The organism is Candidatus Nitrosopumilus sp. bin_6a, assembly GCF_054095695.1.
In genome coordinates this window covers 73,136-94,535 of record NZ_JBSWSR010000004.1, presented here as the reverse complement: position 1 = coordinate 94,535, position 21,400 = coordinate 73,136, and the positions used below count along the sequence as shown (strand labels likewise).

The following is a 21,400-nucleotide window of genomic DNA, read 5'->3' as shown; positions in this document are numbered from 1 at the left end:
GTCAAATTTTATGCGTAAATTATTAGGTATGGCTAAATAGTTGTAAACGGTTCTTCAAAATATATCCAGGAACCGGATCTCCCCTTTGAGATAATTTCTCATTTTCCGGTTTCTTGGTTTATGATTTAATGATAGTTTCTAATTCTGATAAACGTTTCAAGATATTTTCTTTAGTTGAATCAGACATCTTTCTTGGATCAAAAACTCCTTCACGGTTGCCGTTTTTGATAAATTCCAAATCTAGCGATAGTAAACATCCTTCTTCTCCTGCAACTAACCTAGGATCATCGATTAACACATTTGATGTTTGATAAGTTTCAACGAGCAACGAATCAAGTTCTGAGAAAAGTTTAGATTTTTTTTCAGATAGTTCTTGAAAATCAACATTTGCATCCTTTTGAATTTCTGCAAAAACTTTTTCTCTAAACTCATCATTTTCATAAAACACTTCAAATAATTTTTGATGATCAAAATCCTTGTAGCCTAATTCTTTTAGCTTATTTAGAACTATTTGATCACTGTTATCTGAGAATTGCTCTTGTTCATTTTTTGTCAGATCTACAATTTCAGATAGTTCTTTTTGACAATCAATCACTCTCTGAACTGGCTTGTAGTATAGTAAAACATGGAATTGTAATGATAAATGACCGGATAGCAAATAACTGCCTTCCTTAATCTCAAATTTTGTGAAGATTCTTCGGACATCTTGATTGTTAGTGATTGATACATCTTGTACAGACCATTCTTTTAATGAATCATTGATTTTTTGAAAATAATCTGAAATTAATTTTGGATCAAATGTTTTTTGTTCTGTAACTGTTGAATCTCCCATCATAACTTTCACATCGATCATTTTTGTAAAATCTATAATTTTTGGAAGAAATGCTTTTTGAATCGATTCGTTTTTTTCATTCAGCAGTTGGATGAATTCATGGGATGATCTTGAACCTAATCTCACAAAAAATAGAAAATAATTACACTCCTTAAACCTTCATCATTAAATCTAAATAGATTGGATGGGTATTATAGGCATGAATGCCTCTGATACTGCTTGTGACAATTGTGATGGAACTATCATAGAATATTACCATGATGGCTATAGGGGGAGAAGGGGTAAATGTTCTAAATGCAGTACAGATTTTCCCTTGGATTGAGATGAAAAATGGCTGAAAAAACTGAAAAAAAACAAGAATCAGAAAAAAAAGATCAAGGAATTAACGTAGTAGACATGTTGCTTAGTAAAAATAAGAATCAAATCTTAGATTCGGACACTATGATTTTAGAAACTCAAAAACGTGTTTGGGCAGCTCTCAAAAAAGGGTATGAATACAGTGGATTAATCGATGAATCTGAAGCATTTCTGAGAAAAAATGTTTTTTCAAAATTAGACATGGTTGTACTATATGTTGATTTGGTCGGATCTACAACTATGACATTAGAAATGCCTGCAGAAAAAATTGCTATCATCATTAGTTCTTTTTCTCAAGAAATGGCAGCAGTGATCAGACAACATCATGGTTATGTTTTAAAATTTGTAGGAGATGCAGTTGTAGGGTTTTTTGTTGGAGAAGGTATGGTTGCCTCAGATAATGCAGTAACCTGTGCAAAATCAATGATATCTGTAATTCAAAAAGGCATCAACCCTATTTTGAATCAATATGATTATCCTGATTTAATGGTGAAGATTGGATTAGATTTTGGTCAAAACATTGTTGTACGATATGGTGCAGATGTTGTAAACTCTCATGTTGATTTAATGGGACCTGCAATGAATATTGCAGCAAAAATTCAAAATTTGGCAAAACCCAACCAAATCTTAATTGGCCATGATGTCTATCGAAGATTACATCCAAAAACACAAGAGCAGTTTTCATTAATAGTTTGGAAAAAAGATGAATGGAAATATCGCTCCAGAATAACTGGCGACATTTATAATGTATATGAATTCAAAGGATAGTTTGATTTTATGATTATACTGTGAACTTGTCAGGACACTCTACATGTTCATAATGATGTTCTGTGAATTTTTCTTGGACCACATAGATTACAATTTTATGTAGATCTTTTTCTTCAATATCTTTTTTACATTTCAGACATGATTTCTTTGATTGATCCATCTAATCAGCGATCTAAGTAGGGAATCTATAAGGATCTGCGATCAGCTCAATTTGAGCTAAAATGCCTCAAGTTTAACTAAAGAGTATATCAAACGACTAAAGCAAGCCACAAATATAGCAAATATTGATGAATATTATGGATAGTTTAGTAACAAACCACCTTCGTGACCTTTATGGATTAAATCCAAACATCCCTCATTTAGCATTCCAATTTCCGAGATTACCACCAGGCTTGTCAAATCCCATGTTTAAAATTCAAGGAAATCCAATGAAGGAACAATTTTTGCAAGATGCGGATACAATGGCTCAAAAATTGCAAGGATTTCAACACATGTATCAGCAATACGCTGCAGGTTTGCTCAACATGAATTCAACAGTGATTCCGCCAGGACATCCAGCATATACAAGACAAAATTCTATCAAAACACTTCAAACTGAAAATGACAAACTATTAAAAGAAAATCTAGAATTAAAGAAAAAATTAGAAAAAGAAAATAACTCAAAATAAAATACTAGTTCTAAAAATCACGATTAGTCAATAGGCTTATTAATTTCAAAATATAGTTTGATCATGGTCAAAACTCCTGCAGAAAAATGGAAAGATACAGTCGTCAAATATAGAAAACAGTGTCAAAAAATTTTAGAAATATCTGACAGCATACGATATGCAGGTATTGTTAATTCTTATGGAAGAACATTAACTGGAATGATCAAACCCAACCTCAAGCCTCTGTTACAATCAGAAGATTTCAAAAATGAATTGTTTGTAATATCCACATTGATTTCACTTAGGAGAAATTCTGTCAGCACAATTGGAAAGTTAGAACATGTAGTATTACAACATCAAAAAATCACAATTCTGATTTTACAAAAAAATAATGTAACATTCTATGTGTCTATTGATAGAAAAGAAAAAGACTCAGAGAAGATTATCTCTTTAATTAAAAAGACAATCTAAGCTGGTGTGAATCCTTGATATCCGCCTGTTTGTTGATCTTTGTCTTCAAAGATAGGTTCAAACAATGAAATAAGATACTCATCAGGATCTAATATTACTGCATTTTTTCCTGCATCTTTTTCAACAATATCACGATGAATTGTGACTCCTTTTGCTTTTAATTCCTCAACTGCAGACTGTACATCACCTACAAGAAAACCGATGGTAATTCCATTTTCAATGGAACTTCCAGTGTGTTTTTCTGTCAATGATGCTGGATGTAAACTCAATAAAGCACCAGATGTACCCAAATCAACCCAAGACCTTCTTTGATTTCTGATAGGAAGACCGATGATTTCATGGTAAAATTGTAGGGATTTGTCAATGTCTTTAACTGCTAAAATAACATTGCCTACTTTTTTGATGTTCACAGGTATACTAACCAGAAGTTCTTTAAATCCATTGCGTCACTGCACTTCAACCATGGTTTCAGTTCTATCAACACCGCTGATTCTTTGTATTTGATTTGCCACTTCTTTAATCTGAACCAACTGCTCTACATCAATTATGGCTACTGCATCGAATTGACCGCTTGTTGGAAATGAATCTGCAACGGATGGGATTTTCTTTAATCGTGCAGCAATTAGTTTTTTTGGAGATTTTACCAAAATTATTGCTCTTACCATCCCATGTTAACCTCCACTTCAATTAGAGTTTCTGTCGTGACAATATCTTTGATTTTTTTAAAATCAATCACTGTGTTATTAATTTCATCAATATTCCCTTGTAAAAGAACACTGATGTCTGCTCTTCCTGCAACCACCATGATTTGTTTGATGATTTTTCTCTTTTTCTTGAGTATGGCAACTACAGAATCTACTTTTCCTGGTTTTACTGTGATTAAACATAGAGCACGCATGATTATACTACGTCATCCAATCTGATAAAGATTCCTAGTCAAAGGCTTCTTGAGAACGAGATTCTTCAAGATAAGCACGTCTTTCCTCATTGACTTTCTCTTGATCAATTTCAATATCATCATCAACTATGACAATACCCATATCTCCTGAGGACTCCTCAATACTGTTCTTAGTTTTAGCTTTTGTTGCTTTAGCTTTTGTTGCTTTAGCTTTTGTTGCTTTAGCTTTTGTTGCTTTAGCTTTTGTTGCTTTAGCTTTTGTTGCTTTAGCTTTTGTTGCTTTAGCTTTTGTTGCTTTTTTTTCAGGTGCTTTTTTTGTTACTTTCTTTGCTGATTTTTTTTCAACCATGAATGTCGAAAATCAAGAGGTAGGGTGGCTTTTAAAGATTATGCAGAATGAAATTTGCATAAAAACGATCACATATAATCGATCAACTAGACTATCTGAGTCAATAATTGACTCATGACTGGATTTATCATTAATTGATCTGTGCAATTACTATTGGAGGTGAAAAGACATAGCAACATTAGCAGATTATCAAACAATTGGAGATAGTGCATCATTGGTAAAAATAGGTGATCAGTCATTTACAATTACATTTGTAGAAGATTCTGATTATGCTCAGGGTGAAAATATCACTAAAGGAGTAAAGATCACAACTAAAGAAATGTTTGAGATAGACGGAAATCATTTTAACAAATTTCACACAACACGTGTAGCCATAGTTAATAGATTCAAAAATGAGAAACTCCGCGAAGATATCAACATAAAACAAATTCCACTAGGTCCTGTAAAATGCATCTCTGAAAAATCAGCATCTGGAAAAAATTTCTTTAACCTAGTAGATGCATAGTTGGAAACTCTAGAAAGGTTTTCCACCTTTTCTTTATTTCTGAAGAAAAAGGAATAAAATGAAAACCAATACTTGTAAGAGGAATTTCTACTTAATACTATTATAATTTTCAAAAATTACGGACTAATTATGGATAAAACAGTGCCGCGGGCGGGATTTGAACGCGCGACAGCCCGGTCTTCAGCCGAGTGCTCTCCCAGGCTGAGCTACCACGGCACTTAGAAAAAAAGGATAATGTTGAGGAATTAAAGTTTGTCTTTTCAGATCTTCCAAGGAATATCGTCTTTATTTTTTCGTTTATTGATTAGACGCCCCATTACAAAAAACAAATCAGACAACCGATTAAGATATTTGATACAGTTGGAGTTAATTTCGTCTTTTTCACTTAATAGAACTGTTTGTGATTCTGCTCTTCTCACCACCGTTCTTACATAATGCAATTGTGCTGCAGAAATATCGCCACCAGGCAAAATAAAATTGGTAAGAGGAGGCAACTCGGATTCAAATTTATCAATATGATATTCTAACTTTTCAATCATGTCTAATGATACCCTGTTTTTTACATCATTGAGATTGGGATTTGAAAGGTCTGCCCCTACAAGAAATAGATCGTTTTGAATTTCAGTTAAAATAGTTCTAATATCTTCATCCAGTGAATTACTCAACACTACACCTAGAGCCGCATTAGCTTCATCAACAGTACCATAAGAAATGATTCTAGGATGTGATTTTGATATCCTGTAATTTCCTTGCAATCCGGTATTGCCATCATCTCCAGTTTTTGTGTATATTTTCATCACCCTGTTATTTTTGAAATAACTATTATGTGATTCGGATTAACAATATGAAAATTCATTAGTAGAAAACATCTCATTTCATAACATCATGACAATTGATTTTTTCAAAACTGCTGCAAATCTTAAGAAAGTCAAAAGGCAGGGTTGGATAGATAAACTATCTCTAGAACACCCCGAATCAGTAGCTGATCATTCATACTCTATGGCAATAATGGGCATGATACTATCAGATATTGAAAATTGCGATTCTGAAAAAATCTTAAAAATGATTCTACTACATGATTTGGCAGAATCTGAAATTGGAGATTATACTCCAGGACAGATTGCCCCTGAAGAAAAAAGAAATCTGGAAGATAAAACATTTTGTAAAATTTCAGAGAATTTACCTGCGGACATAAAATTACAATACCAAAAAATCTGGGATGAATACCAAGAAAATAATTCGTATGAATCAAAGTTGGTACATCAGATTGACCGCTTGGAGATGGTCCTTCAAGCAACAATATATGAAAATGACGGTCATCGTAAAGAAAATCTATCCTCATTTATTGAATCAGCCAAACAAGACATTACAAATCCTAAACTAAAAGAATTATTTAGAAAGATTCTGGAAAACAATTAGAGATGTCTAATGCTGAAAAGGATGAATTAATTGAGGCACAAAAACAAGTGATTGGAATATTGTTTGAAGTAATTAAAAGACAGCAAGCCAATAGTGATCTTGATGAAGAATATTTTCAGATTATTTCAAAAGAGGAGAAAAATGAGATTCGAATCAAAGAGATTCAAAATGAAAGAGCAGAAAACGCAAAAATTGTAGGCAGATTGCTAGAACAATTAGAAATTTAATTTCCACAACTACAATCATCATCAGATATGATTCTAAGATGGGCTGTTTGTTGATATTTGTCTTGAATATAATTTGCCATATTTACAATTCTGACTCGGGGCTCCTTTGTAGTCCAATGTCCTTCATTTTCAAACCAAAACTCTATTTCGTCAAGATCATATCGCTCATTTTGCTCAACAAGACCTTTGAAGATTAATTTTATCTCCTCAATTTCAGATTCAGATAACTTTGATTTGTCCTCGACCATTGTAGTGATTTCATTTAATTTGATTATTACAGGATTTGTCAGCGGCATGTTTTTTCATACGTTCAGATTCTATAACAATCTTTAGAAGATAAATTGTTATAGCAACCTGATTAATTGAAAATTATGCAGTATTTTCAGGCTTTAAAATTAGGTCAGAAAAGGGTTGCAGAGGCCAGAGAATACCTAAACACTTTGACTGATGGCAAAGCAATGCCTGCACTAGCATTGGTAGACACCAAATCCAATGTATGGAATCCTGTAGGAGAGGAGAACCTCTATGCGTTTGTTGACGAATCATCAGGTTTTGTTTTGACTGATAGTAGTGGATACATTCTTGCACTGGTGGATAAAACAGGGTCATCAAAAACAATAGTTCAAGGAGTGACAAAGCAGCAAAAAGAGATTTTGGAAAAAGCATTTGAAAAAGACAATATTCCAAAATTTGAGGGCAAAGTAATCTTGCCTGTCTAGTCTCAAGAAAAAACGTAAGCTTTAGTTATGATATAGTATCCAGAAATAAAATGGGCAAATTCTCTCAAGAGATTGAAGTCGGAGGTCATTTGATTGACTCGTCAATTTTGACTAAGATCTTTGATAAAATTATGGATCTTCATGGGGAATTTGAGGTAGAAGAGATTGAGATTGGCAAAAAGAAAGGAGATCATTCTTTTGCACGATTACTAGTTACAGGAAAGAACCAAAAACATCTAGATGAAATTTTAGAAACAATTTATCGATTAGGAGCAGTATCAAAAATTCAACAAGAAATCAAGCTAAAAAAATCTCCAAAAAATTATGTAATGCCAGATGATTTTTACAGTACAACAAATAATCACACAAGTATTTTTTACAAAGGGAAATGGATACCAGTGGAAAACATGATGATGGATAAATGCATAGTTGTAAAAGGAAACAGAGCATTTTGTGTCCCAGTAAGAGATGTAAAAAAAGGAGACAGTATAATTGTAGGAGAAAGTGGAATCAAAATTACCCCTCCAGAGCGTCCAAGAGAAGGAGTCAATGTTTTTGAATTTATGGGAAGTTCAAGTTCCAGTGAGAGACCAACTCAACACATTGCAAAAAAAGTGGCCGATGATATTTACAATACAAAGAAAAAGGGAGGAAAAATCGTCATCGTCGGAGGTCCTGCAATTGTACATACAGGAGCAGATGATGCCGTATCTTATTTGATCAAGGCAGGATACATTGACGGAGTATTGGCAGGAAATGCATTAGCAGTTCACGATATAGAATATGCCACTCTGGGCACATCACTTGGAATGAATGTTCATGATGCAACACTTGCTTATCACGGGCATAGAAATCACATGGATACAATCAATGCAGTTTTCAAAGCAGGCTCTATTGCAAACATGGTAAAAAGTAAAAAACTGACCAAGGGAATTATGTATGAATGTGTGAAAAATAATGTTCCATTTGTTTTGGCAGGATCAATTAGAGATGACGGTCCTCTGCCAGATGTAATAACAGATGTTGCACAAGCCCAGCGAGAATACAAAAAAATTCTAAAAGATGCAAGTATGGTGATAATGATTTCAACTATGCTGCATTCTATTGCTACAGGAAACATGTTACCTGCAAATGTCAAAGTGATTGTAGTGGATATCAGCCAGCCAACCGTGACAAAATTAATGGATAGAGGCACTTGGCAAGCTATGGGAATTGTATCTGATGTGGGTGCATTTTTGCCAATGGTTGCACAACAAATCAAGAAAAAGAAATAATCAGGGAAACATTCTAGGATGCCTCAAAACCAAGTCAACTGGACAATTATGGACAGATAAAATAAATGTAAAAATATGACTGAGTGTAAAAAAATATTTTCTTAATTTATTTCAAACAGAATTTTTAGTAAAGGATTACAATGCGTTAGAAATTTTAAATTAGAATTTAACGATTTCGTATAATAAAACTGGATAAATTCTACGCTTTTCTTAAATTGAAAATTTATACATTCATTTTATTAAAAATGAAGAAATATCTCTCATATTCTCTAGGGCTGTTGTTTTTAGGGCTATTAGTCAATCCTGCATTTGGAGAAGTAACTAGTCTTTATACAAACAATGACTCATTTTTGATGGGAGATAAAATTGAATTTTCAGGTACTGTTGAAAAAGAATCTAATGGACTAGTAACAATCGTAATTCGAGATCTAAATAATGAATTTGTGTTGTTAACACAAGCAATGATAAACCATGATGACACTTTTGAAAAGAGTATACAAATAGGGGAAAAATTTACTCAAAACGGAATTTACAACGCAACAGGGTTCATTCTAAACATGACTAGAGGAGTCACCTCAGAATTTAGTGTGTCATTAAACGAATACAAAATAATTGATGAAGCGATTTTAAAAGAGATAGATGATAGTGTAATTGAGAATGCACAAATCACAATTCAAGAAAATGAACAAGATGTTCCATTGGAGAATGTAAAGATCATAAATAGAGATTTTGTTGATTCTAATATAGAACCATCTTATTACGTAAAAAGATATTATTCTGAGCCTGCATACAAGAGTTGGTTTGATAGGAATTATCCTGGACAAACAATTGAAGAAACCGTGGGATACACAGACAATGTAGAAAAAATAAAATCAGCAGTAAATGACATTATGGACAATAAAATTATTCCAGAAGCACAAGCATCGTCAATTGTTACATCTTACCATAATAGTGATGATTCCGATATTGCACAAATTACATTGATTTTAGCCGCATTAGGTATATTATTTGGAGCAGTGTACGGCGTTAAAAGACAAGCAGATAATAATTCAAGACAAATTTCAATTAACAGAAACAGTATAAGAATTCCAAAAATCATCCATCACAAGTTTGATCCTAAAGAGATTCTTGAGACAAGATTGGTCAAAGGTGAAATCACCTTGGAAGAATATGAAAAACTAAAATCAAAATTAGACTAGCTATGAAACAACTGTAGAACTTGGGGTTTCTTGTAAGAAATCCTTTCTCAATTTACCGAAAAAGTCAGCAATCATGTCAAGACCTGCAACTACTTTAGGAGCATTCTTTTTTACAAATTCAATTTTTTCTACACTGGATTTTGGTTTATTATCCAGATAATTTTGATAGACTTTTGCTCCATCATAGTCCACATATGCAATCCTTGCACTAAAATCAGTTCTCTCTAAAACAAGGCTATCGCCGCCAACTATTGCAGTGTGATAAGGGTGGACAATCAAAGATTCAGATAATTTTTGAGATGTAAAGATATTAGCTTTTTGCAAATCAGGGGCATATGAATTAAAATCAGCTAAAAGATAGAAAGTAGCATCAGGCTTTGTTACCTTTACTCCTTCAATTGCAGTAAGAGCATGATGAGTATATTCGCCCATTATTTGATGAATGTTTCTTGTAACTTCAAAATATTCATCCATTTCTTTACTGATTTCAAATCCTGCAACAGCAGCGTGTTGTATTGGAGTTGATACTGCAGTATATTCAGTTGCAAGAATTTTTTTAAACTGTACCCCAAGATTCTCAGCATGTTGTGGAAAAACAACATAGCCCAAACGATACCCGCCAGCAGCGTGTGATTTTGATAGACCATTTGTGATGAATGTTCCTTCAGGATAAATTTTTCCCATACTGACAAATTTTGAAAAATTGTATGTAGTTTGAGCATAAATTTCGTCAGAAATCACCGTAATGTTTTGTTCTCTACATATGTCAGCAATTTCCTCTAGCTCTAATCGGTCATACAATAATCCCGTAGGATTATTTGGATTGTTTAAAATCAATATCTTTTGTCGGTCTTGTAATCTTAATGCTAATTTCTTTAGATCACTTGGAGAGATTTTTTTGTTAGCTCTAGTAGGTAACATATGGTAATTTTTTTTGAGAAATCGAATTTGGGGAAGATAGCCCAACCATGCAGGAGTAGGCAAAATTACAGTCCCGTGTAAAATTTCTAAAAGATTAAAGATCAGTTCTTTTGTTCCAGGGCCAACATAGACTCTTTCAGGGGAGACATCCATGTTGAAATAATGTTTGTTATATTTAGAAATGGCATTTCGCAATTCAATAATTCCGGATATAGGGGCATATGCTCCTTTGTCAGCATTTTTGATTAATGCTTCCTGAATTAATTTAGGGACAGGAAAGGGGGATTGACCAAATGCAAATCCATAAAATCCAAAACTACATTCTGCATGAGGACAGTTTGAATGAAATTCTTGCAAAAAGGTGTTTAATTTGAGATTCTCAGGCATCTCAATGTCTTCTACCTGCTGATCAACTACAAATTTCAATAATACTACCAACAAGGACAGACATTATAAACAAATCTAGAAATAATCAATAACAAATAGATAGATTTCATCAACTCTTTTTTTCAATTTCATCTAGAATCTCAGGATTTTCCAAGGAAGACAAGTCTCCAAGTTCCTGGCCTAACAATTTGGATTTTAATAATCTGCGCATAATTTTTCCTGTTCTGGTTTTTGGAAGATCTGATAATTGAAAAAGTAGTTTCGGTCTTGCCAACTTGCCAATTTTTTCTGCCACATAATCAGAAATTTCAGAGACAGGTAATTTTTCAAAGACATCAGATACAAAAAACACTACAATTGCTTCACCAGTGATATCATCAGGAATTGCAATTGCTGCAGCGTCAGAGATTTTTTCATTGGATATGACAACATGTTCAATTTCAGCAGTAGACATTCGATGACCCGATACGTTAATCACATCATCAGTTCTTCCACGCATATACCAGAGATTATCCTCATCCACATAGACATAATCTCCATGAAACCAAACATCTTTGAATTTAGACCAATATGTTTTCAAATATCTTTCATCATCATTTAACAAACTTCGTGTCATGGCAGGCCAAGGGGATTTTATTATTAAATAACCATTTTTGCCTCTAACAGAATTTTGATTCTCATCTACTACATCCAAATTCATTCCAGGTACTGGAATTCCAACAGTAGATGGTTTTAGTTTCATTCCAGGAAAAACAGACAACATTGCACCACCAATTTCAGTTCCTCCAGAAAGATTCATGATTGGAATTTTTTTATTTCCAACTTTTTCATACAGCCACCACCATGAATCCTCATCAAGGGGTTCACCAGTGGTCGGAATGTTCTTGATTTTATCTAATGAAAATAATTTAGATGGTTCAATATTATTTTTTTTAAACAGTCTTACAGCAGTTGGAGATATCCCAAAGATTGTTGTACCATATTCCGATAACATCCTCCAAATTCTATCAGATGTTGGAAAATCTAATCCCCCATCATAAATCACAGCAGATGCTCCAATCATTAAAAGACCATAGACATTCCATACGAGGCCAGTAATCCAACCAATATCTGCAGGCCAAAATAGCGTATCTTGTGCCTGCAAATCAATAAGATATGCTGCCTGATGTCCAGCAAACACCGAAAATCCACCATGAGTATGAATCACACCTTTTGGTTTGCCTGTAGTGCCAGATGTATACAAGATAAACAAAGGATCCTCAGAATCTAAAATTTCAGTATCACAAAAATCACTCTGAGTAGATACAAGTTTGTCGTAAAAAACAATGTTTTCAGATTCAGCATATTCGTCAATTCCTTTGTATGGTATCAGTATTGTTTTTTCTACAAATGTATCATCAAGTGCAATTTCTATAGATTTTTTTTGAGAAACAGGTTTTCCTTTACGATAAAAACCATCTGAAATTATTAAAAATTTAGCATTACAATCTTTTAGTCGCACATGTAATGATTCTGAACTATATCCAGAAAAAATTACAGTTTGTATTGCACCTATTTTTGCTGCAGCAAGTATAGATAAAATCGCTTCTTCAATCATAGGCAAATAGATTGCAATGACATCACCTTTTTTTCCCCCCATGGACTTTAATCCATTTGCAAGTTTTGAGACTTTTGAATTTAATTCAGAATATGAAATTTTTGATTTTTCGCCATCTTCAGATTCAAAATAATATGCAATTTTTTCAGGAGATTTTTTAGCAAATTTTTCTACAGAAGATTTGTAAAGATTTGTTTTTCCGTCAACAAACCACTTTGACCATGCTATTCCTTTTGAATCATCCAATACTTTTGCGTATGGTTTATCCCAAACTACACCAATGTCTTCATCTACTGATTTCCAATACCACTCTAAATCATTTTTAGATTTATCAGATAAATCATTCAGTGTCAAAAGATTATGCTTTTTCATAAATTTGTAAATATTAGATTCATGGATTTGTTTTTCAGTTGGAATAAATTCAAAATCAGACAAGGTTTCCTTTTTTAGATTATGACACAGTAAAAAGATTTTTTCTTATGAAATATCTATCCCAAGACGTCTAGCGCATGCAATAGCTGATTTACCTACATCTTCATTAATTCCAAATTGAAGTAATTTTTCTGTCCACCCGGTTTGTATCCCCATTGTGTTTTCACGATAATATTCTCTTAAAATCGCGCCTATTTCATCATCTAATCTGTACCTAGTAGCATCATTCATGCCTGCTTGAAGAATGGTAGCATCAGATGTAGCCAGAATTTTGATAAATTCTATATTTTCAAGAGATATTTCAGGCATTAGATACCAATTTGTTTTTTTAATAAATTCAAAGTTAATGTAGGATCTGCCTTTCCCATTGTTTTTTGCATAACTTTGCCCACCAAATAATTAATTGTCTGAGGGTTTGACTTTGTTTGCTCAACAGCTTGTGCCTCTTCAGAGATTACCTGTGTTATAATTCCAGACAATTCTGATTCATCAGAAACATTTCCAAGATCTAGTTCTTTGATTATTATTGACAAATCTTTTCCAGTTTTCAGAATCTCATGTAATGCATTTTTTGATGAATTTCTAGATAGTTTGCCAGACTGTATAGAATCTGCTAGATCTTTTAAATGATGAGATGTCAATTTTGATGCTTCTCGTTTTTCTCTTGTGTCTACTAGTCCCATCAAATCAGTTGTGATGATATTTGCAATCTCTTTTGCATTTGATTCAGTGTGAGAGTCTTCAAATAAATCCGAATAATACTTGTCAGAAGATAACACATTAGCTACCTGTGCAGGAATATTGTATTTTGAAACATATCTTTCTTTTTTAGAGACAATGCTTTCAGGCATTTCAGAAATTAATTTTGTTTTAGTTGCAGGATCAATTGTGACCCATGGGATATCTCCTTCCAAAAAATAACGATAATCCAATTCCTCTTCTTTAGAACGGGATGATACGGTTATCTTTCTTTTGTCATCCCAATGACGTGTTTCTTGGATGATTTCAATTTCACGAGAATGCAAACTTTCTTGCCTAGTGATTTCAAAGTGCACTGCTTTTTCTAAATCATGAAACGAACCAATGTTTTTAATTTCAACTTTTTTTCCTCCTTTGATAGATACATTAGCATCTGCTCTCATCGCACCCTCCAAACTAGGATCTGCAACTCCAAGATTTTCAAGAATATCTGACAAAATATTTAGAAAATCTCGAACTTCTTTAGGAGTTTCAAAATCTGGTTCAGTTACAATTTCTACTAATGGTGTGCCTGCACGATTGTAATCTACTAGAGTTATCTGGTTTTTTGAAGAACTTCCTTCGTAAATTAACCTCCCAGGGTCTTCTTCTAGTTGGATTCTAGTGATATTGATTTTTTTGTCTCCCACCATTACCGAGCCAGTTCCACCGACGCTCGTATTCCCATAGATGTTGAGTTGTGTAATTTGGAAGTTTTTTGGCAAATCAGGATAGAAATAATTTTTTCTAAAGAATGCAATTTTTTCAGGAGTTGAGCAATTTAGAGCCATTGCAATAATTGTTGCTTTTTTTACCGCTTCTTGATTTAATCTAGGCATACTCCCAGGCAATCCAATACATATAGGACATATGTTTTCGTTGATTTCAAATCCACGATAGTTTGCTTTGCATGGGCAAAATAATTTGCTATTTAGATTTGTTAGCTGACAGTGAATTTCTAAACCAATCATGGTCAAAGTGGAACCTCCGGCAAACGTACAGTTTGCTCTAATGCATATGCTGCTTGAAGTAGTTGCTTATCCTGTAAGGTATTTGCCATCAATTGGATTCCGATTGGCAATCCATTTGAAATTGCAAATGGAACAGAAATTGCAGGCTTTCCTGTAAGATTTGCAGTTACAGTGTTAATGTCTACTAAAAATAGGGATATAGGATCATCTATTTTTTCACCCAACTTGAATGGCAATACCGGAACCGTAGGGGAAAGCAAAAGGTCAAATTTTTTAAACGCATCATTGATCTCGTTAGTAAGTTTACTTTTTACTTTTAATGCCTTTAAGAAATATTTTCCAGCTTGTCCTGAAGAGGGTACAAATCCTCCAATTATCATTCTTCTAGTTACCTCAGGACCAAAATTACGTCTGGCCTTTGAGATGTATGAATTAAACTCATAGCCTTCAAGTGGAAAATCATAACCGTATCGTATGTTGTCATATCTTGCAAGATTACTTCCAGCTTCAGTTGCAGTTATTGTGTAATATGCTGCAACTGAATATTTTACCATGTCAAGTGAGATCTCCTCACATATTGCACCCAAACTCTCAAGTTTGGAAATTGCATCTTTTGTTGCAGACAATATGGCAGGGTCTATTCCCTCACCAATCATTTCTTTGATGATGCCAATTTTTTTGCCTTCAATGCCAGAATCTATTCCTGATAGATAGTCTTCATTGTTGTTATCAATTGTAGTGTTGTCATTAGGATCAATTCCTGAAATCATATTTAGCATAAAGGCAGTATCTTTTACTGTTCTAGTCAAAGGGCCAATCTGCTCAATACTGTTAGCATATGAAATTAAACCAAATCTGCTAATCAACCCATAAGTCGGTTTGAATCCTACGGCAGAACAAAAACTTGCAGGATTTCTTACTGACCCACCAGTGTCAGAGCCAAGAGATGCAACACACTCAAATGCGCTAACAGATACCGCACTGCCACCAGAAGAGCCACCTGGAACGCAATCATTATTCCACGGATTTTTGCTGGGACCAAATGCACTAAACTCTGTAGTTAGACCCATTGCAAATTCATCCATGTTTACTTTGCCAATGAATATGGCATCTTGCTGTTTTAGTTTTCTAATCACAGTAGCATCATATGGCGCAATAAAATTTTCAAGCATTTTTGATGCACATGTAGTTTTAGAGTCTTTGATACACAGATTGTCTTTAATTGAAATCGGCATTCCGAAACAGTCTCCAACTTTTTTGCCCGACTTTATTTTTTTGTCAATATCTCTTGCCTGATCAACTGCTTTTTCATTTACAGACAAAAATGCATGAAGTTTATCATCCACATTATGAATCTGCTCTAAGGTTTTTGCAACAAAATCTTCTGCAGACATATTTCCAATTTTTACTTCTTGAATGTAATCAAGAGCAGATATTTTTAGATTCATGAAAACATCTTTGGTGCACGAACGTATGTTCCCTTGTAATGGTTTAGTTTTTCAATCAATTTATCATCAAATGGAATGTATTCATCTTTTCTTAAATTTGAAAGAGAAATTTCAGGCATTGAAATTTCTTCGGATTCTACTCCTGCAGAATCTAAAATATCAAAATAATCAATCATAGCATGTACTTTTTCAATAAACTCTTTATGATCATCAAGATCTATTCTCATTAATTTTGAAACGTGTTCTATTTCTTCTTCAGTTACCATGATGTTTCAGATATTAATGCATTATATTTAATCTAACAAAATACCAAGAAAAGGAATAGTTTAGGCATATGATGAGTCGGAGTCAGGGCAACTCCCTCCAGAACACATCTTTCCAAACATCAGGTATAGGTGATTCATTATCTCCTTTATTAGATGAGGTCATCTTCAAGAGCATTGCCAGTTGTTGTTGTACCAAAATAAATACGCAGTTCTTCACCAGGATCTATACTTTGATCAAGATCGATATATGCTGTAATAGTAGGAGAGTTGATGTTGCACAATCTACAATAAAGAATGTGTTTGGGGAATCATTGTTTATAATATTAATTCTCCACACATCAGGACATAATTGGAAAAAATGACTGGTAAAGTATTGAACAAAATCAAAAAATCCTCCTATAAATAAAATTTAGAATTAGCTCAAAAATTTATGGTGTCAATCTATCAACATCTCTAGGATAGAATGTAGTATCACGAATATTTTCAGTTCCAGTCAAAACCATTATCAATCGCTCAAGACCAATTCCACAACCAGCGTGTGGTGGAACACCATAATCAAAAGCTCCAAGATGATACTCAAATGCATCAGTTTTCATTCCTTTGTTTTTCATTCTATCAGCCAACTCATCACGTTTTTCAATTCTTGTACTTCCAGAAGACAATTCCAAATCACCATACATTAAATCAAAAGATTCAGAAACTTTGGGATTAGATTTGCTATCTTTTACATAGAAAGGTTTTGGGGCAAGAGGCCAATCAGTAATAAAGTAAAATCCATCTAGACCTATTTTTTTTAGATTTGAAGGATACAAGTCATCACCCCATTCTGTTTTTGCACCTGCCTTTTGCATTTTATCTACAAGGTCATCATAAGAATATCTTGGAATAGATTCGGGAACTTTGATTTCTGGAAATCCAGAATCAGGATTTTCTTTAGAATAATCATTTACAGTTTGAATTGAAACTTTGATGATCTCTTCAATTCTATTCATTACATCATTATAATCTACAAATGCTTCTTCCAGATCAATCGATATTGCTTCTGCCAAGTGACGATTAGTTCTGGATGGTTCGGCTCTAAAAATAGGAGCAATTTCAAATACTTTTTCAAAACTCATTGTTAATTGTTCTTTGTATAATTGGGGACTTTGTGCCAAGAATGCCTCTTTGTTATAGTAAAATATTGGAAATAGTGCAGCACCACCTTCAGTAGCAGTAGCAATCATTTTTGGAGTATTGATTTCAACAAAATTTTGATTGTTAAAATAATCTCTAATTGATTTTAGAACTAAACTTCGTGTTTTGAAAATATGTTGTAAAACATCACGTCTAAGATCAATGGGTCTCACCTCAAGTCTAGTATCAATATTTTTGACAGTTTTTACAGTAGGCTCAAATGGAGGAATTTTTTCAACTTCTGAGAAAACTCTCATATCAGTGGGTATTATCTCAAATCCACTTGGTGCTTTTTCAGATGCCTTGACGTTGCCAGTTATTGCAACCGAAGAATGTGCTTTCAATGAAGAAATTTTCTCGCGTATTTCATCAGGACAATCTCCTTTTTTTGCCACAATAGAAAGATCACCGTTTTTGTCACGAATTGTAGCAAAGCTGATGTTCCCATGACCCCGGACAGTCAATATCCAACCCATCACAGTAACTTTAGTGCCATCCATTGCAGAGGTAATTTCATTGGAATAATGAGATCTTCGTAAAGTTCCAAGCTCAGTTTCTATCATAATTTACATTATTCTTGATTTCATGGTGTAATTAATTTTTATACAAAATAATGGACAATTGTATTAATTTTCATAATGCTTATAGCCAGTAAAAAATTCACATCAAAACAAGATGAATTTCCTCATAGCACTGGTTATTGCAATATTCATCATTGTAGGAGTATACGTAGGATATCATGTATCTCAACAAGAAGCCCTTGAAGGCGGAGAAGCTCACAATATTACAGTAGAACTAGAAACTCTAAACGATAATTCAGAATCGGTGCAAATCTTACAAAATCCAGAAATTCGAAAAACAATCCTTTAGAAAGAGCAAAGTCGGATTTATATTAAATTATATCAATTATTGAAAATCATGGTACTTTCAAACAAAGAAAGGATGGTTGCAATTATTTCAAACGGAATAGCCGTTTTTTCATTATTACAGGAACGCGATGAATTGCCAAAAAATACGACAATGTATGATTTTGTGTTAAAAGTCATTCCAGAAAATATTAAATCAGAATTAAGTGTGGAACTGATAGACGAAGTATTCCAGTATGTAACCTCCGCACATAGTTCATAAAGTACAAAGTATTTACAAAAACAGTGACATCCATAGCAACATTAGGCTCTCATTGTTCTCTACAGGTTTTAAAAGGAGCAAAGGATGAAGGCCTCAAAACAATTCTTGTGTGTGAAAAAAAACGTGAAAAATTATACAAAAGATTTCCATTTATCGATGAATTAGTCATAGTAGATTCATTCAAAGAAATACTAGATGAAAAATGCCAGAAAATTCTTGAAGAAAACAATTCTGTTCTAATCCCCCATGGAACATTAATCGCACAAATGAGTTCTGAAGAAATAGAATCAATCAAGACCCCCATATTTGGAAACAAATGGATTCTAAGATGGGAATCAGACAGAGAAATGAAAGAAAAACTCATGAGAGAGGCAAAACTTCCTATGCCAAGACCCGTTACAGAGCCTAAAGATATTGAAAAACTGGTGATTGTAAAAAGGCAGGGAGCTGCAGGAGGAAAAGGGTACTTTATGGCAGCAAATGAAAAAGACTACAATACAAAAAGAAATCAATTGATTTCAGAAGGAATAATTTCTAAAGAAGAAACACTATACATTCAAGAGTATGCAGCAGGTGTTTTAGCTTATTTGACATTTTTCTATTCTCCATTAAAAGAAGAGTTGGAATTCTTTGGAGTTGATCAAAGACACGAATCAGATATTGAAGGGTTGGGAAGAATACCTGCAGAACAACAACTAAAATCAAACAAAGTTCCATCCTTTAACGTCATAGGAAACAGTCCTTTGGTTTTGCGAGAATCGTTATTAGATGAAGTCTATACTATGGGAGAAAATTTTGTAGAAGCTGCTAAAAGAGTGGTTGCACCAGGAATGAACGGACCATTTTGTATAGAAGGAGTTTATGACGAAAATGCCAAGTTCACATCGTTTGAATTTTCAGCAAGAATTGTTGCAGGATCAAATATCTACATGGATGGCTCTCCATATTACTCATTATTATTTAATGAAACAATGAGTATGGGAAAAAGAATCGCCAGAGAAGTAAAAACGGCTACAGAATCAAATCAATTAGATAAAATTACAACATAAAACATTGTTCAGATTTATTTTGTAATCACTTTCATTCCGTGTTGTGATTTTATGATGTATTTGTCTCTGATTTTTACACTAGCCCAATCTATGAACAGAACAGTTACTAGCACCACCAACATGAAGATTGCCGCTTTTCCATATTCAAAGAATTTGATATAATTGATGATGTAGAATCCAATTCCGCCAGCACCAACTAATCCAAGTATGCTAGTTTGACGAACATTGTAATCAAACATGTATAGCATTTGGCTTAACAAATGAGATGCAGATTCGGGGATGACTACATATCGTATAAGTTGCCACTTTGAGACACCGATGGAGTTTACAGCATCCATTGGATCAGAATCAATGGTCTCAATTGCCTCATACTGTAACTTTGCGACAAATCCAACTGTATACATGACAATTGCCAAAACACCTGCAAAAGTTCCAAGACCAACCATAATTACAAACAAAATTGCCCAAAGAATAGAAGGGAATGTTCGTATTGCTGCCAATAAAGCACGAACTGGAGCATAAACATACTTGCTGTTTAGATTTCGTGCTGCCAGCATACTAAGAGGTAAGGCTATTGCAGTACCCACCACAGTTCCAATGAACGCCATTTGAATAGTTTCAAACATTGCCCAAAGTGCTGTCGGAATATACTTTGGCTCTACAAGAAGCATCTCTTCTGCAACAATTGCAAGATTGGGTAACCCTTTAGCAAATTCTAAAGGATTAGCGTCCACATTATATGATGCAACTACAACTAGTGCAATGATAATTCCAATTATAATATTATTTTTTGGTGTCATCTGAATACATCTCCATAATTTCCTCAGTGTTCAAATCCCCTGTTTGAAAGTCAACAATAGTGTCACCTTCAACACCAATTTCTAGAATTTTTCTGCCTTCTTTAATTACTGCAACTCTATTTGCATATTCTAATGCCAATTGCATATCATGATGAACCATGATAGCAGTAAGATTCATTCTTTTTTGAGCATCAGCAATCAAATTCATTATTTCACGTGCAGTGACATGATCTAATTCTGAGACAATCTCATCAGCTAACAAAATAGTAGGTTTTTGCATGAGAGCTCTGGCAATAGCAACGCGACGTTTTTCCCCACCACTTAACATGTATGCTTTTCTGTCTTCTTTTCCAGACAATCCAACAAGAGACATTATTCGTTTTGCTTCTTGGATTTCAGATTCGGGAAATTTTTTAAATAAAGATTGTAGTTTGGTCAATCGAGGTAATGCACCAATCAAAATATTTTCAAGCACAGTGATGTTTTTTACCAATCCCAAACTTTGAGGGATGTAACCCATAGTATGCATCATTTTTTTGAATTTTTTATTATTCATGTTAGGTGTAACATAATCAATTTTAATCGTACCCTTACTTGGAATCATCATACCATTCATCAATTTTAGAAGAGTGGATTTTCCAGAACCTGATTGTCCAACAATGGCATAGTTTGTACCCCTAGATATTGAGAGATTAATTCCTTCCAATGCAAAATTTTTAGAGTCATATGATGTCCACACATTATTCATTTGGATAATTTTATTAGTTGAAATTAATGAAAAAGAAGGGTTTTGGGTCATCTGAATTTGTTTCATTTCGAGAA

29 protein-coding genes and 1 tRNA gene are annotated in these 21,400 nt (G+C 33.7%); 12 read left to right on the top strand and 18 right to left on the bottom strand.

All coding sequences use genetic code 11. The annotated features are described in order from the left end of the window. Window positions 1–118: 118 nt before the first annotated feature. The gene (locus ACW9XA_RS05535) at window positions 119–958 is read right to left on the bottom strand and encodes a hypothetical protein (protein ID WP_457763379.1); all 840 of its coding nucleotides are present in this window, start codon (window positions 956–958) and stop codon (window positions 119–121) included. Between the two features lie 204 nt (window positions 959–1,162). On the opposite strand from ACW9XA_RS05535, the gene ACW9XA_RS05530 reads away from it, so the two are divergent. Further along, the gene (locus ACW9XA_RS05530; RefSeq protein WP_457763378.1) at window positions 1,163–1,957 is read left to right on the top strand and encodes an adenylate/guanylate cyclase domain-containing protein; all 795 of its coding nucleotides are present in this window, start codon (window positions 1,163–1,165) and stop codon (window positions 1,955–1,957) included. A gap of 13 nt (window positions 1,958–1,970) precedes the next feature. On the opposite strand, the gene ACW9XA_RS05525 is transcribed toward ACW9XA_RS05530, so the two are convergent. Beyond that, entirely contained in the window at window positions 1,971–2,117 is a 147-nt protein-coding gene (locus tag ACW9XA_RS05525; protein WP_457763377.1) for a hypothetical protein, read from the bottom strand. A gap of 136 nt (window positions 2,118–2,253) precedes the next feature. Here ACW9XA_RS05525 and ACW9XA_RS05520 point away from each other — a divergent pair, with 136 nt between their 5' ends. Together ACW9XA_RS05520 and ACW9XA_RS05515 are read left to right on the top strand one after the other, a co-directional pair. Beyond that, a complete protein-coding gene (locus tag ACW9XA_RS05520) occupies window positions 2,254–2,625 on the top strand; it encodes a hypothetical protein (protein WP_457763376.1) in 372 nt (123 codons plus the stop codon). A 63-nt stretch (window positions 2,626–2,688) separates the two neighbouring features. Further along, a complete protein-coding gene (locus ACW9XA_RS05515; protein ID WP_457763375.1) occupies window positions 2,689–3,075 on the top strand; it encodes a hypothetical protein in 387 nt (128 codons plus the stop codon). On the opposite strand, the gene ACW9XA_RS05510 is transcribed toward ACW9XA_RS05515, so the two are convergent. The 4 genes from ACW9XA_RS05510 to ACW9XA_RS05495 are packed head-to-tail and all read right to left on the bottom strand — an operon-like array spanning window position 3,072 to window position 4,322. Continuing rightward, the gene (locus tag ACW9XA_RS05510; RefSeq protein WP_457763374.1) at window positions 3,072–3,485 is read right to left on the bottom strand and encodes a VOC family protein; all 414 of its coding nucleotides are present in this window, start codon (window positions 3,483–3,485) and stop codon (window positions 3,072–3,074) included. The two genes, ACW9XA_RS05515 and ACW9XA_RS05510, sit on opposite strands and share 4 nt — an antisense overlap. A 36-nt stretch (window positions 3,486–3,521) precedes the next feature. Further along, window positions 3,522–3,740, bottom strand: a complete 219-nt coding sequence (locus tag ACW9XA_RS05505) for an Lrp/AsnC ligand binding domain-containing protein (protein WP_457763373.1) — start codon at window positions 3,738–3,740, stop codon at window positions 3,522–3,524. Continuing rightward, window positions 3,734–3,973, bottom strand: coding sequence for a hypothetical protein (locus ACW9XA_RS05500; protein ID WP_457763372.1), 240 nt, complete (start codon window positions 3,971–3,973; stop codon window positions 3,734–3,736). The genes ACW9XA_RS05505 and ACW9XA_RS05500 overlap by 7 nt, the downstream gene beginning before the upstream one ends. Window positions 3,974–4,007: 34 nt before the next feature. Then, window positions 4,008–4,322, bottom strand: a complete 315-nt coding sequence (locus tag ACW9XA_RS05495; protein ID WP_457763371.1) for a hypothetical protein — start codon at window positions 4,320–4,322, stop codon at window positions 4,008–4,010. 214 nt (window positions 4,323–4,536) lie between these two features. On the opposite strand from ACW9XA_RS05495, the gene ACW9XA_RS05490 reads away from it, so the two are divergent. Continuing rightward, window positions 4,537–4,827, top strand: coding sequence for a hypothetical protein (locus ACW9XA_RS05490; RefSeq protein ID WP_457763370.1), 291 nt, complete (start codon window positions 4,537–4,539; stop codon window positions 4,825–4,827). Window positions 4,828–4,969: 142 nt separating this feature from the next. Here ACW9XA_RS05490 and ACW9XA_RS05485 read toward each other — a convergent pair. Then, window positions 4,970–5,043 (bottom strand) — tRNA-Phe (locus ACW9XA_RS05485). Between the two features lie 44 nt (window positions 5,044–5,087). Then, window positions 5,088–5,624 (bottom strand): cob(I)yrinic acid a,c-diamide adenosyltransferase, encoded by a 537-nt coding sequence (locus tag ACW9XA_RS05480; protein ID WP_457763369.1) that lies wholly within the window; start codon window positions 5,622–5,624, stop codon window positions 5,088–5,090. 88 nt (window positions 5,625–5,712) lie between these two features. Between ACW9XA_RS05480 and ACW9XA_RS05475 the strand changes: the two genes are divergently transcribed. Both ACW9XA_RS05475 and ACW9XA_RS05470 read left to right on the top strand, forming a co-directional pair. Then, window positions 5,713–6,246, top strand: a complete 534-nt coding sequence (locus ACW9XA_RS05475; RefSeq protein WP_457763368.1) for an HD domain-containing protein — start codon at window positions 5,713–5,715, stop codon at window positions 6,244–6,246. 2 nt (window positions 6,247–6,248) lie between these two features. Beyond that, window positions 6,249–6,473: a hydrolase gene (locus ACW9XA_RS05470; RefSeq protein ID WP_457763367.1), complete on the top strand. Its 225-nt coding sequence runs from the start codon at window positions 6,249–6,251 to the stop codon at window positions 6,471–6,473. Here the strand turns inward: ACW9XA_RS05470 and ACW9XA_RS05465 are convergent. Then, window positions 6,470–6,769: a hypothetical protein gene (locus ACW9XA_RS05465; protein ID WP_457763366.1), complete on the bottom strand. Its 300-nt coding sequence runs from the start codon at window positions 6,767–6,769 to the stop codon at window positions 6,470–6,472. The genes ACW9XA_RS05470 and ACW9XA_RS05465 overlap by 4 nt on opposite strands. A gap of 75 nt (window positions 6,770–6,844) precedes the next feature. Here ACW9XA_RS05465 and ACW9XA_RS05460 point away from each other — a divergent pair, with 75 nt between their 5' ends. The 3 genes from ACW9XA_RS05460 to ACW9XA_RS05450 all read left to right on the top strand — a co-directional run bounded on the left by ACW9XA_RS05460 (window position 6,845) and on the right by ACW9XA_RS05450 (window position 9,665). Then, entirely contained in the window at window positions 6,845–7,192 is a 348-nt protein-coding gene (locus tag ACW9XA_RS05460; RefSeq protein ID WP_457763365.1) for a hypothetical protein, read from the top strand. A 50-nt stretch (window positions 7,193–7,242) separates the two neighbouring features. Next, window positions 7,243–8,466 carry an ornithine cyclodeaminase, nickel-pincer nucleotide-dependent gene (locus ACW9XA_RS05455; RefSeq protein ID WP_457763364.1) on the top strand — a complete coding sequence of 408 codons (1,224 nt, stop codon included), beginning with the start codon at window positions 7,243–7,245 and terminating at the stop codon, window positions 8,464–8,466. Between the two features lie 245 nt (window positions 8,467–8,711). Further along, a complete protein-coding gene (locus ACW9XA_RS05450) occupies window positions 8,712–9,665 on the top strand; it encodes an SHOCT domain-containing protein (protein WP_457763363.1) in 954 nt (317 codons plus the stop codon). Here ACW9XA_RS05450 and ACW9XA_RS05445 read toward each other — a convergent pair whose 3' ends face one another. The 7 genes from ACW9XA_RS05445 to aspS all read right to left on the bottom strand — a co-directional run bounded on the left by ACW9XA_RS05445 (window position 9,666) and on the right by aspS (window position 18,164). Then, window positions 9,666–11,012 (bottom strand): pyridoxal phosphate-dependent aminotransferase, encoded by a 1,347-nt coding sequence (locus tag ACW9XA_RS05445; protein ID WP_457763362.1) that lies wholly within the window; start codon window positions 11,010–11,012, stop codon window positions 9,666–9,668. It lies immediately after the preceding gene. Window positions 11,013–11,082: 70 nt separating this feature from the next. Next, the gene (locus ACW9XA_RS05440; protein ID WP_457763361.1) at window positions 11,083–13,005 is read right to left on the bottom strand and encodes an AMP-binding protein; all 1,923 of its coding nucleotides are present in this window, start codon (window positions 13,003–13,005) and stop codon (window positions 11,083–11,085) included. A gap of 42 nt (window positions 13,006–13,047) precedes the next feature. After that, a complete protein-coding gene (locus ACW9XA_RS05435) occupies window positions 13,048–13,311 on the bottom strand; it encodes a hypothetical protein (RefSeq protein ID WP_457763360.1) in 264 nt (87 codons plus the stop codon). Beyond that, window positions 13,311–14,717: an Asp-tRNA(Asn)/Glu-tRNA(Gln) amidotransferase subunit GatB gene (gene gatB, locus ACW9XA_RS05430; protein WP_457763359.1), complete on the bottom strand. Its 1,407-nt coding sequence runs from the start codon at window positions 14,715–14,717 to the stop codon at window positions 13,311–13,313. The genes ACW9XA_RS05435 and gatB overlap by 1 nt, the downstream gene beginning before the upstream one ends. Continuing rightward, window positions 14,714–16,159 carry an Asp-tRNA(Asn)/Glu-tRNA(Gln) amidotransferase subunit GatA gene (gene gatA / locus ACW9XA_RS05425; protein ID WP_457763358.1) on the bottom strand — a complete coding sequence of 482 codons (1,446 nt, stop codon included), beginning with the start codon at window positions 16,157–16,159 and terminating at the stop codon, window positions 14,714–14,716. The genes gatB and gatA overlap by 4 nt, the downstream gene beginning before the upstream one ends. Next, a complete protein-coding gene (locus ACW9XA_RS05420) occupies window positions 16,156–16,425 on the bottom strand; it encodes an Asp-tRNA(Asn)/Glu-tRNA(Gln) amidotransferase subunit GatC (protein WP_457763357.1) in 270 nt (89 codons plus the stop codon). Before ACW9XA_RS05420 ends, gatA begins: the two co-directional genes overlap by 4 nt. A 428-nt stretch (window positions 16,426–16,853) precedes the next feature. After that, window positions 16,854–18,164 (bottom strand): aspartate--tRNA(Asn) ligase, encoded by a 1,311-nt coding sequence (gene aspS / locus ACW9XA_RS05415; protein WP_457763356.1) that lies wholly within the window; start codon window positions 18,162–18,164, stop codon window positions 16,854–16,856. Between the two features lie 112 nt (window positions 18,165–18,276). On the opposite strand from aspS, the gene ACW9XA_RS05410 reads away from it, so the two are divergent. From ACW9XA_RS05410 to ACW9XA_RS05400, 3 genes are read left to right on the top strand one after another with little or no spacing between them, the layout of a single operon-like run. Then, complete coding sequence (locus ACW9XA_RS05410) at window positions 18,277–18,471, top strand: hypothetical protein (RefSeq protein ID WP_457763355.1); 195 nt, start codon at window positions 18,277–18,279, stop codon at window positions 18,469–18,471. Between the two features lie 48 nt (window positions 18,472–18,519). Continuing rightward, the gene (locus ACW9XA_RS05405; RefSeq protein WP_457763354.1) at window positions 18,520–18,729 is read left to right on the top strand and encodes a hypothetical protein; all 210 of its coding nucleotides are present in this window, start codon (window positions 18,520–18,522) and stop codon (window positions 18,727–18,729) included. Between the two features lie 23 nt (window positions 18,730–18,752). Continuing rightward, window positions 18,753–19,778: a DUF1297 domain-containing protein gene (locus ACW9XA_RS05400; RefSeq protein ID WP_457763353.1), complete on the top strand. Its 1,026-nt coding sequence runs from the start codon at window positions 18,753–18,755 to the stop codon at window positions 19,776–19,778. 14 nt (window positions 19,779–19,792) lie between these two features. On the opposite strand, the gene phnE is transcribed toward ACW9XA_RS05400, so the two are convergent. Next, the gene (gene phnE / locus ACW9XA_RS05395; protein WP_457763352.1) at window positions 19,793–20,578 is read right to left on the bottom strand and encodes a phosphonate ABC transporter, permease protein PhnE; all 786 of its coding nucleotides are present in this window, start codon (window positions 20,576–20,578) and stop codon (window positions 19,793–19,795) included. Further along, window positions 20,562–21,392: a phosphonate ABC transporter ATP-binding protein gene (locus ACW9XA_RS05390; RefSeq protein WP_457763351.1), complete on the bottom strand. Its 831-nt coding sequence runs from the start codon at window positions 21,390–21,392 to the stop codon at window positions 20,562–20,564. The genes phnE and ACW9XA_RS05390 overlap by 17 nt, the downstream gene beginning before the upstream one ends. Window positions 21,393–21,400 lie beyond the last annotated feature (8 nt).